Annotated in this window: 8 protein-coding genes and 1 pseudogene; 5 read left to right on the top strand and 4 right to left on the bottom strand. The window is 69.6% G+C overall.

Going from position 1 to position 10498, the window contains the following annotated elements; all coding sequences use genetic code 11:
* The first annotated feature begins 5 nt into the window (after positions 1 to 5).
* Positions 6 to 2324 (top strand): xanthine dehydrogenase family protein molybdopterin-binding subunit, encoded by a 2319-nt coding sequence (locus Q8A52_RS43630; RefSeq protein ID WP_316762956.1) that lies wholly within the window; start codon positions 6 to 8, stop codon positions 2322 to 2324.
* Positions 2325 to 3032: 708 nt separating this feature from the next.
* Here the strand turns inward: Q8A52_RS43630 and Q8A52_RS43635 are convergent.
* From Q8A52_RS43635 to Q8A52_RS43645, 3 genes are all read right to left on the bottom strand, one after another.
* Positions 3033 to 4208, bottom strand: coding sequence for a hypothetical protein (locus Q8A52_RS43635; RefSeq protein WP_316762958.1), 1176 nt, complete (start codon positions 4206 to 4208; stop codon positions 3033 to 3035).
* A gap of 230 nt (positions 4209 to 4438) precedes the next feature.
* Entirely contained in the window at positions 4439 to 4774 is a 336-nt protein-coding gene (locus tag Q8A52_RS43640) for a helix-turn-helix domain-containing protein (protein ID WP_316762961.1), read from the bottom strand.
* Complete coding sequence (locus tag Q8A52_RS43645) at positions 4771 to 5895, bottom strand: tyrosine-type recombinase/integrase (protein WP_316762963.1); 1125 nt, start codon at positions 5893 to 5895, stop codon at positions 4771 to 4773. Before Q8A52_RS43645 ends, Q8A52_RS43640 begins: the two co-directional genes overlap by 4 nt.
* A gap of 123 nt (positions 5896 to 6018) precedes the next feature.
* Here Q8A52_RS43645 and Q8A52_RS43650 point away from each other — a divergent pair.
* Both Q8A52_RS43650 and Q8A52_RS43655 read left to right on the top strand, forming a co-directional pair.
* Positions 6019 to 6507: pseudogene (locus Q8A52_RS43650) on the top strand (RHS repeat-associated core domain-containing protein); the annotation flags it as partial.
* 120 nt (positions 6508 to 6627) lie between these two features.
* Complete coding sequence (locus tag Q8A52_RS43655) at positions 6628 to 6990, top strand: hypothetical protein (protein ID WP_316762965.1); 363 nt, start codon at positions 6628 to 6630, stop codon at positions 6988 to 6990.
* A 215-nt stretch (positions 6991 to 7205) separates the two neighbouring features.
* On the opposite strand, the gene Q8A52_RS43665 is transcribed toward Q8A52_RS43655, so the two are convergent.
* A complete protein-coding gene (locus Q8A52_RS43665; RefSeq protein WP_408649356.1) occupies positions 7206 to 7895 on the bottom strand; it encodes a serine/threonine-protein kinase in 690 nt (229 codons plus the stop codon).
* A gap of 765 nt (positions 7896 to 8660) precedes the next feature.
* Between Q8A52_RS43665 and Q8A52_RS43670 the strand changes: the two genes are divergently transcribed.
* Both Q8A52_RS43670 and Q8A52_RS43675 read left to right on the top strand, forming a co-directional pair.
* A complete protein-coding gene (locus Q8A52_RS43670) occupies positions 8661 to 9014 on the top strand; it encodes a hypothetical protein (protein WP_316762968.1) in 354 nt (117 codons plus the stop codon).
* Positions 9015 to 9395: 381 nt separating this feature from the next.
* Positions 9396 to 10250: an SCO2400 family protein gene (locus Q8A52_RS43675; protein ID WP_316762971.1), complete on the top strand. Its 855-nt coding sequence runs from the start codon at positions 9396 to 9398 to the stop codon at positions 10248 to 10250.
* The last annotated feature ends 248 nt before the right edge of the window (positions 10251 to 10498 follow it).

Consider the following 10498-nt stretch of genomic DNA (forward strand, 5'->3'; position numbering starts at 1 on the left):
AACCGATGGCGAACGACCCACTGGAGGACGGCGGCCCGCTGCCCGGGACCGATCTGCCGCACGACGATCCGATGGCCGCCACCGGGCTGCCCCGGGACGATCCGCGGGCCGGCGCCGCTCTGCCGCACGACCACCTCGTCACCCGCGCCGCCTCCGCCGCCTCGGGTGAGTCCGGCGAGGGCCGGCAGCCCCGTACCGGCGCCCTGGAGCAGAACCCCCACCCCACCCCGCGCACCGGCACCGCCCTCGGGGCGCCCGCCGGGCGGCGGGAAGGGCGGGAGAAGGTCACCGGTAACGCCCGTTACGCCGCCGAGTACTCGGTGCCCGGCCGCGTCCACGCCTGGCCCGTGCCGGCGGCCGTGGCCCGGGGCCGGGTCACCGGCGTGGACACCTCGGCCGCGCTCGCGCTGCCCGGCGTCCTCGCCGTGCTGACCCCCGGCGACGCCCCGCGCCTCGGCGAGACGGACGACGCCACCCTCGCCGTCCTGCAGAACCGCCACGTGCCGCACCGGGGCTGGTGCGTCGCCCTGGCTGTCGCCGAGACCCTGGAGGCGGCCCGCGCCGCCGCCCGGGCTGTCCGCGTCGGCTACGCCACCGAGCACCACGACGTCGTACTCCGCCCCGACCACCCGGACGCCTACGAGCCCGAAGGGGGCGCTCAGCCGGGCCGCCTCGAACACGGCGACCCGTACGGCGCCTTCGCCGCCGCCGACGTCCGCCTGGACACCGAGTACCGGGTGCCGCCCCTGCACAACCACCCCATGGAACCGCACGCGAGCACCGCGCACTGGGACGGCGACCGGCTGACCGTGTACACCTCCAGCCAGGGCAGCACGACCGTCCAGTCCGTGCTCGCCGGTCTCTTCGACCTGCCCGAGGAGCACGTCACCGTGGTGGCCGAGCACGTCGGCGGCGGCTTCGGCTCCAAGGGCACCCCGCGCCCCGACGTCGTCCTCGCCGCCATGGCCGCACGGCACACTGGCCGGCCGGTCACGGTGGCCTACCCCCGCCGGTACATGCCCACCGTCGTCGGCCACCGGGCCCCCACCCTGCACCGGCTGCGCCTCGGCGCCACCGCCGACGGACACCTCACCGCGGTGCTGCACGAGGTCACCACGCACACCTCGCACGTCAGGGAGTACGTGGAGCAGGCCGCCGTGCCGTCCCGCGTCATGTACACCGCCCAGCACCTGCTCAGCTCCCACCGGGTGGTGCCGCTGGACGTCCCCAGCCCGTCCTGGATGCGCGCCCCTGGCGAGGCCCCCGGCATGTACGCCCTGGAGTCGGCGGTCGACGAACTCGCCGGGGCCCTCGGCGTGGACCCCGTCGAGCTGCGGCTCCGCAACGAGCCGGAGAGGGAACCCGGCAGCGGCAAGCCGTTCAGCAGCCGGCACCTCGCCGAGTGCCTGCGCGAGGGCGCCCGCCGCTTCGGCTGGGACCGGCGCGACCCGCGCCCGCGCTCCCGGACCGAGGGCCCACTGCTCATCGGCACCGGAGTGGCCGCGGCGACCTACCCGGTCCTGATCCGGCCGTCGACCGCCACCGCCCAGGCCCTGCCCGACGGCACCTTCCTCATCAGGGTGAACGCGGCCGACATCGGCACCGGCGCGCGCACCGTCCTCGCCCAGGTCGCCGCCGACGCCCTCGGCGCGTCCCTGGACCGGGTGCGCACCGAGGTGGGCCGCAGCGACCTGCCCCCGGCGTCGCTGGCCGGCGACTCCTCCGGCACCGCCTCATGGGGCTGGGCCGTGCACGAGGCGTGCGCCGCCCTGGCGGCCCGGCTCGCCGAGCACCCGGGTCCGCTGCCCGCCGAGGGTCTCCTGGTCCGTTCCGACACCGTCGGCCGGGCGGACGCCGACTCCCCGTACGCCCGGCACGCCTTCGGCGCCCACTTCGCCGAGGTCGCCGTCGACACCGTCACCGGCGAGGTACGGGCCCGCAGGATGCTCGGCGTCTTCGCCGCCGGGCGGATCCTCAACGCCCGCACCGCGCGCTCCCAGTTCGTCGGCGGCATGATCATGGGCCTGGGCATGGCCCTGACCGAGGGCAGCACCATGGACGCCCCGTTCGGCGACTTCACCGAGGCCGACCTCGCCTCCTACCACGTGCCCGCCCACGCCGACGTCCCCGGCATCGAGGCCGACTGGATCGAGGAGGACGACCCGCACCTCAACCCCATGGGCAGCAAGGGCATCGGCGAGATCGGCATCGTCGGGACCGCCGCCGCCCTCGGCAACGCCGTCCACCACGCCACCGGCATCCGGTTCCGCGAACTCCCCCTCACCCCGGACCGCGTCCTCAACGGCCTGCTGGCCGAACGGTGACGACCGCGACGAGGGACACCGGAAGGGGAACCGCCCGAGTGCCGGGACTGCTGTGGGAGTACGAGGGCTACGACCCCGCCGAGGAACGCCTGCGGGAGTCTGTGCACCCTGGGCAACGGCTACTTGGGTGCGGCTCTTCCTCAGTGAGCTGGTGATGCCGTGCGCCGTTGCCTTGCGTGCGCGGACGGCGGATCGTCGTGTTCTGAGACGTGGTCTTGGAGGCGGCGATGGTGTCGTGGCTGGAGAAGCTCGACCGGCGGGAGGCTGCCGCGCGGGAGGAATTCGAGCCTGCTGCGTGGCCGCTCGTACACCTTGGCCTCGGCGTGTCTTCTGTACGCCCGTATGGTGAGGGCCGCGAGCAGCAGCAAGGCCACCACAGCGGCGAACGCGGCACGACATCTAGGTCAAGTCCGGGGCCGACCCAAACGGCAAAGCCCAAGACGATCACGCCCACTACGACACGAAGACTCTCCTGACCTCATCTTCTGCGGGACGTCCGCCGTTCCATCGTGAGTCTCCTCAGCAGCCACTCATCGAGCCCACTCGCCCCGATCCCGGCCTCGGTACTGGTGGGCTCTCGTATTCAACTGTCACCAGTTTCCCGAGGCGTCCAGCCTGGTGGTGACCGCCAGTGGTCTCCAGAGGCGTATGGGCTCCAGGTGCCTCCAGCCTCGGAGGCCAGCTTGGCCGTGGTGACCCGGTGGTAGCTCAGAGCTCCGCGACGATCGGGGCGGGCATCTCCAGCACGTGCTGCCGGATCGCGGCGGTGCGTCCGGCGGTGGTGGGGATGCCGATGTCGTTGAGGAGCGCCGCAAGGACATCGGGGTGGATCGGTTGCCCGGCTCGGCGGCCGGGGAACAGCCACCGGCAGGCGTGGTTGGTCGCGGTGTTCATGTTGTCCCGGCTATCGATCCAGCGGAACAGGAGTTCCGCGAGCGAGTCAGGAACAGGGGACGGTGGTTCGCCGAGCCGGAGAAGGATCTGCTGGTCGGCGCGGATGATGTCGTCGAGCGTGAGGCGGATGACGCGGCTGAGCGGCTGGGCGTAAAGCAGGACGATGCTCCCCGCGACCCGGACTCGCAGAGGCAGGCTCGGGTCAGTGAGAAGGCGACCGATCAGCTCCAGGCGCTCGGTCTGCGGCATCGGTGCGGCCCGGCTGATCTGCACCGGAGGAAGCCGGAAAGGCCGGGTGAGCTTGCTGGCCGAACACCACAGCAGGAAGCTCCGGATGCTGTTGCGGGCGTATTCGTTGTGCTCGACGTGCCAGGCGTCGACGCCGGTCTGACCGCAGGTGGCGAGGGTGTGGTCCCGGTCAGCGAGCCAAGTGAGGAAAGCGGTGGCCTGCTTGACCTGATCCGCGACATGTCTGCGGGCAGCGGGTGTGATCGGCTTCCTCTCGGCGCGGGCCCGTAGCCGGGGCAACACTTCCCAGGTAGCGAACCGACGGATGATCTGCGCGTGGTCAGGGTCGGGAATGTCTGCGAGATGCTCGATGAGCCATCGTTCGAACGAGCAGATCTGTTTGTCGATGGCAGGCAGGATGCCGCAGTTCATGAGGAGTTCCCGCAGGTGGGCGGCGGCTCGCCAAGGCTGGAGATGATGGAAGGCTTCGTGGGTCAGCTCGATGTCGCCTTGGCCGAGCCGCCGGAGGAGGTCAGCGGTGGAGCCTGGGTTCCCTTTGCTCCTGTCGAGCCAGGCAAGGCCGGACAGCGGGCGGTCCATGGCCAGGAGCGAGTCGGCCAGCGGGAGGAGTTCGGGACGAATACGGCCGGTTCCGTCATCCAGCAGCTCGTCGAGCCGGTCGGCGATGGTACATCGAGTGCAGAGCCGTGCGCGGTGGAGCTTGCCCTCCGTTCCGCAGCGAGAGCAGCGGTAGGACATCATGAAACCCGCACAGTCGGAGCAGATCCGTGTGCCGTCGCCGGGCCGCAGGCCGGGAAGCGCGCGCTCGTCGCCGCAACCGGGACAGGTGCCGCGGACCAGAAGGGCCTTGTCGTGGCAGGTGCGACAGACGTGGCCATTGGGCCAGCGGGCGGCGAACCAGCCGCGCCGCCGGCAGCGGGCGCAGGTCCTCTTGTGCCAGCGCTCGCACTCCTCCGGGGTGTAGGTCGGGCTCACGCGTCAGGCAGAATCCGGGCCGGCCGGGGCCGCAGTTTCGCGACCGCCGACGGCGGGGCCGACACGTCACCCGTCGCGGTCTTGCGGACGCCGGCGTTCTCGGCGGTTGCCGCGACCAAGTCGGCCGGCGTGCAGGCGAAGATGTCGCAGAACGCGGCCAGTACTTGGAGGGAGAGCCGCTCTGGGGTGCCGGAGACCAGGCGGTGGATCTGCGAGGCGGACAGCTCGATGCCCCGGTCGCGCAGCATCGGCACCAGTTCGGTGGTGGTGAAGACGCCGTGCGCCGCCATCACCTCACGCAGCTTCCATGTGTAGCCGACCTTGCGTTTCATGACTGCCTCCGGTTCTGGCTCTCCAGAGCGGCGGCGACGGTGCTGTCGAGGTGACGCCGCAGGGTGCGGGTGCGGAAGTCCGAGCTGACGCAGGTGTAGATCGAGGTTGTGCTCGCGTGGTCGTGGCCGACCTGTTCCTGGACGAACCGCGGGTCCCAGCCGTCCTCGATCAGATGCGTGACGTAGGACCTGCGGAAGGAGTGGAAGTCCAGCCCTTCGTCTAGGCCCAGGGCCTGACGGTAGGCGATGAAGCGGGAGTTGAGCCGCTGGCAGCCGATGCGCAGTCCGCGCTCCGAGGGCCATGCCGCGGGGTTGCCCTCAGCGCCGAACCACGGCCGGACCTCGGTGAACCACTCGTCCAGGATGTCGGGAGTCCAGTCCCACACGGTCAGCACGGAACGGCGCTTGGGAGGGGAGCCCTTCTTGGCCTTGCCGAAGCGGACCCGGCATAGGCCGAACTCGCCGTACTCGGCTCCGTGCGGGTTGCGGCCGAAGTCGGCGGCGTCCAGCATCCGCGTCTCGTTCCGCCGCGTGCCGAAGGCGTACGCGGTCTTGAACAGGGGCGCGTCACGGAAGGCTGGCAGCCAGCCCTTGCGGCCGAAGGCCCGGATGCGGGCGACCTCGTCGTCGCAGTGAGTGAAGAAGGCGTGCAACTCCGTCTTGGTGAAGGCCCGCTTCTTCGCGTCGGCCTCGTTGTCCTGGACGTGAACGGCGGTGTTCCACTCGTGCACGACCTGGATCGGGTGGGAACCGAACCGCTCTTCGCAGGTGGTGGCCCACTCGTAGAGGGGATCGGTGGCGAAGTGGCAGAAGGCGCGGACGGCCTCGGAGTACGAGCGGATCGTCGAGCGCTTCAGGTCACGCAATGAGCGCAGGTCACCAAGCCATTCGTCGACCATCGCCGGCGTCCACTGCCAGGGGAAGGCATTCACGTACGCGGCGAACGCCTTCACCGTGTTCTCCCGGCCCTCGACCGTTGAGCGGGCCAGGTTCCGAGCGAGCTGCTGGTTGGCGAATCCGCCCAACATCGCGCTGAACACCTGCTCTTCCGGCCGCAGCAGTGCGACCCCGTCTGCCAGGTGCAGGGTCGCCGCTCCAGGCACCGTCCCTCTGAACCGCACCGGCCACCACTCTCCGTCACTCGCATCTGATGCGAGGAAACCGCATCAGATGCGAGCCGGAGCTGAAACCGCAGACCATCCACCCCCACGAGTGACAAGACCGCCCAGTCCTACGACGAATACGGCAACCTCGAAGACGCCACCGCCACCACCCGCTACGGATGGCTCGGTGCATATCAGCCCCCTGGTGACACCGTGGCCGGTCTCACCCTGATGGGTGTGCGTCTGTACGACCCCAGCACCGGGCGATTCCTTCAGCTCGATCCAGTTGCCGAGGGATCCCCAAACCACTACGGATACCCAGCCGACCCGATCACCATGTACGACCTGAACGGCAAGTGGTGGTCCTGGGGCAGAGCCTGGCGGATCACAGTCTGCGTGGGCGCCATCCTCTGGCTCCTCGGAAGCGCGTACTTCGCCGTCACCAAGATCCGCAGGATCTGGCAGGTCATCCGGAGATGGGGCGGTATCAGGGCTGCGATCACCCGCGTGATGAGCGCGAGCAGCCGATATCTGAAAATGGAGCGCCTGGCGACGATGCTCCTCTCCGCCAGCGCCACGATCATGGGCATCGACAGCGTCTACGACAAGTGCATAAAGACGAAGCTGTAGACACAGGTGTCGTCGGCACTGTATGTCGGCGACACCCGAGCCCAGCCCGCTCTACCTGACATCACCCTCGCTCCGGCCGGAACACCGGCCGGAGCGAGGCATTCAGAAGGACTCCTTCGCATGACTTCACCCACCCCCCTGCTGGTCGTTCCCGCGCTGATCTGGACACTGATCGCCGCTGTGTCCGTGATCACCGCGATCGTGAATTCTGTCCGGGCGCGCCAGAAAACATCGCCAGCCTGGAATCCGTTCGCCACCCCCTTCCCGGCAGCCGTCGCCGTGGCAGCGCTCGCCTACGCCGCAGCCGCACTCGCCGCAGACCGGTTCTCCTTCAGCGCGGCGGCGTTCTCCGCCCTGTGGCCGGCAATGGCCGCTTCGGCGCTCCGCTACACCGTCGCCGGGCGCATCAGCAGATGGCCGAACTGGGCCGACTACGTCTTTGCCGCCGTCGGTGCGCTGCTCTACGGGGCGCTGCCTTACTGAACCCCGCTACTCCTCCGCGGCCTTGGAGGAGGGCCGCCAGCCTTCGGTCTCGGCATGCGGGGCTGGACAGGATCACTCTGCCCGGCCCCGCTGTCGTCCGTATGCGCCCAGCGCATTCCGATCGCGGAGAGCTGCTCCACCCGCCCCGGCGACAGTGTCGCGACCATGCTCCGCCGGTTCCCGATCCAAGCCCCCAGCTTGAGCTCCTGCTCCTCCTACTCCTCCTGACCCCTGCCGACGGTGATCCGCTCGCCGTGTTTGCGCGGCACCCGCAGGTGCCGCCCGGTGAGCAGTTCGTACAGGACGCAGCCGAGGGAGTAGACGTCGGACGCCGGCTGCGCGGGACGGCCCAACGCGCGTTCCGCAGCCAGGTAGTCGGCGGTGCCGATGATCTTGCCCGTGGCGGTCAGGCTGCTGGCGGCCTCCTGAGCGAAGCGTGCTATGCCGAAGTCGGCGATCTTCGCCGTGCGGTCGGTGGTCAGCATGACGTTGGCGGGTTTGACGTCCCGGTGGACCACTCCCTGTTGGTGTGCCGCGGAGAGGCCGGCGGCCGCTTGAGCCGTGATGGCTGCCGCCTCGGCCGGGGTCAGGGCGCCGCGCAGGGAGCGTTCCTGGGCCAGGTTCCAGCCGTCGACGAGTTCCATGACCAGATGGGGCTGGTCATGGTGCGAGCCGAAGTCGTACATGCCCACGGCGTTGGGGTGGTTGAGCCGGGCCGCGATCTGCGCTTCGAGGCGGAATCGCTCGGTGTCCGTCCCTTCCTCGGCGTGCAGCAGTTTGACGGCCACGGGCTGCCCGAGGAGGTGGTCGCGGGCCCGCCACACCTCGCCCATCGCGCCGCGTCCCAGCAGCTCCTGCAACTCATAGCGGTCCGCCAGCAGACCCTGCACACCCACCCCGATCATCGCGTTGCTCGTAGTTCCCCCAGGCCCGATGGTTCGGTTTGAGGGAGTTCGGGTCCCGGTTGCCCGGGCCGACGCACTCTCTCTCGGACCGGGCGCCGGGGTGCGCATGGGGCAGGCAGACGACGGGGGATTCACCTGCCTGCCCCTCATTGCGCGACCACCCGCTCGGAATAGGGTGCGAGCAGGTGCCACGAGGCCCCTGGGTCCCTGAACCCACTCCTTCAGCGCACCGGAGTCCCGGGCCGTCACACCCCTGGGGCGCCCAACGCCACACGGCTCTCCGAGCTGGGAGAGCAGGGGCAGGCCCGGCACGGGGGGAACCGAACCTGCCCCAGCACGTCGGCGCCTGCAAAGCCTCCCCTCGGAGGATGGGCGCCATGACCCCTCCCGGGGTCACTTCCAACAGCGCGCCGCAGGTCAGGAGTGTCACGGCCAGGCGGGAATGGTTGCGAGACCGACAACTCTGTGAAGGAATACCCCGGCCTCCTTCATAATCCGGTCACGAATTAGGCAAACATCGGCGGCCGGGGACCGTGGCGGCCCCCGAATCACACTCCTCCATTCAGTCCGGAAAATTGCCCCGGCATGCACACATGCAGGTAAGTGCCTGTACAGGCGACCATATTTTGGACATCACAGATGTCGGTGTAACGCTGCAGTGCGTGCGGAACGCAGAAGTAGGGAGAAGCAGGGCACCGACCGACTGAATCCGGGTGCCCTGGCGCGAGCACACAGACACGGAACTACGTCAGATCGGATATCCCCGTGAGAAACATCGACCCGGTTCCCGGATACCAGGCATACAACGAGCCGCCGGACCCGGACCGCTCTCTGCACCGTCAGGCCACCACACGGCGTACGGCCATCACCATCTGCACGATCGCCGACATTGCGGCGGGCCTGCTGGGCCTGTGGATCCTGTTGTTCCTGCTCGACGCGAACCGTGCGAATGTGTTCGTCGAATTCGTGCGGGACACAGCGGGCTGGCTGTCCTGGTGGGCACAGGACATTTTCACGATGGACACAGAGGGACTACGCGTTGTCCTCAATTACGGCCTACCGGCCGTCATCTATTTGCTGATCGGTCACGGGATCGCTGCCCGGCTCAACCGAGCCTGACAGTGGACCGGCCTCTTATTGATCGCCATGAAAGCAGGCCGACCATGACACACAGCTCCACCGGAAGCAATCGCTTGCCGATCTATGAGGACCTGATACGCGAGCGGGGTGACGTCGTCGCCGAAGCTCAACTCGCCGCGGAACACACGCAGCACCAGGCAGCGGAATTGCTGGCCGGACGGAATGCGGGTCAGCAAGCTCGTCGCTGGGACGACAGCACCCGAACCGCTGCGGCTGGTCACCCGGAGTGGCGCGGGTCGCCGCCGTAGGGGTGGGCCTCGGCGCGAGTACGTCCGCGTGTCCCGTCCTCATCCAAATGATCAAATCCGTGGCCCAGGTGGGCCGACGGCACGTCGAACCAGGAAGACCGGAAAACCGCAGATGGATTACTGCTCCTCATGCCGTCGGCACCTCAACGGCGCACTGTTGTGCCCCGGGTGCGGCGCCTACGCCCCGGACATCGCCCCGCCCGCCGTCGACGGCCACAGCGGCTCGGTCCTGGCGATGACGAGCGCCGGACCGGCCACAACGGCCCACTTGGACCCCGCGGCCTCCGTCACGTGGCACGACAGCCTCCCGGACGGCGAGGAGGAGTCCAGCACTGCCGCGGACGTGGCCCCGCACGTCGCCGCCGACGCCGAGCCCCTGCCGCCTGCACGGCAGGGGCGTGCGGCACGCCGTCGCCGGCTGGCCCGCTGGAGGAAGAACAAGCGCCGGGCGGCGGTAGCGAGCGCTGTCGCACTCGTCGGCGGCGGCCTGAGCATCGCCATGATGGACCGGCACTCCACCGACCGGGCCCAGGCAGCCACGGCGCCGGACGACCCGAAGGCGGGTGCCGTGCAGGAGCAGATGCCCGAGCAGAACCGTCCGGTCTCCGCACCAGCGACCGCTCAACCCTCCCACCGGCCGTCACACGGCCCTTCCCAGCCGCAGCCGCCGACAACCAACGCACCGCCGCAGCAGTCCCTCCCGGCACCGCCCCGCACGACGTCACCGATCGCCCGGCCGGACACCGTAGCTTCTGCCCGCCCGGCCGCGACGGCGACCCCGCAGTCGCACAGCACCGCCCCGGCCGCCAGCAACCCGACCCCCGACCGCTCCGGTACGACGGCGAAGCAGCAGCCGGCGCCCGCGACAGGCGACGGCACGCAGCCGGGCGCGTCCCAGACCACCAGCCCCTCACGAGCGTCGACCTCGCCGACGGAGGTCTGCCTGCTCGGGTTGTGCCTCGGCTGACCACGCCGAACTCCCGACGGCGCGCACGGACTGAGTGACGCCCGCCCGGTGGCAGGCACCGGCGAATGCCCGGAAAGCGTATTGCCCGGACGGTCGTTGCAACACCGGCCTCCTGGGCTAGCCTCAATACCGGTAACTTAGGGGCAATCTGGTCGTTGTTGTGGTGTGCCAAGAGCAGGTCAACTGAAGTCATCAGGTGGGCGACTGTCGGATCGGGTCGCGGTCGGGGTGCTGACACAGGCGTTTCC

Origin of the sequence: Streptomyces herbicida, assembly GCF_032656585.1 — a bacterium.
GTDB lineage: Bacteria > Actinomycetota > Actinomycetes > Streptomycetales > Streptomycetaceae > Streptomyces > Streptomyces herbicida.

What these genes read in the sequence shown, in the direction of transcription:
- Q8A52_RS43630 (WP_316762956.1), top strand. Translation starts at nt 6, where the DNA reads ATGGCGAACGACCCACTGGAGGACGGCGGCCCGCTGCCCGGGACCGAT.
- Q8A52_RS43635 (WP_316762958.1), bottom strand. Translation starts at nt 4,208, where the DNA reads ATGATGTCCTACCGCTGCTCTCGCTGCGGAACGGAGGGCAAGCTCCAC.
- Q8A52_RS43640 (WP_316762961.1), bottom strand. Translation starts at nt 4,774, where the DNA reads ATGAAACGCAAGGTCGGCTACACATGGAAGCTGCGTGAGGTGATGGCG.
- Q8A52_RS43655 (WP_316762965.1), top strand. Translation starts at nt 6,628, where the DNA reads ATGACTTCACCCACCCCCCTGCTGGTCGTTCCCGCGCTGATCTGGACA.
- Q8A52_RS43665 (WP_408649356.1), bottom strand. Translation starts at nt 7,895, where the DNA reads ATGATCGGGGTGGGTGTGCAGGGTCTGCTGGCGGACCGCTATGAGTTG.
- Q8A52_RS43675 (WP_316762971.1), top strand. Translation starts at nt 9,396, where the DNA reads ATGGATTACTGCTCCTCATGCCGTCGGCACCTCAACGGCGCACTGTTG.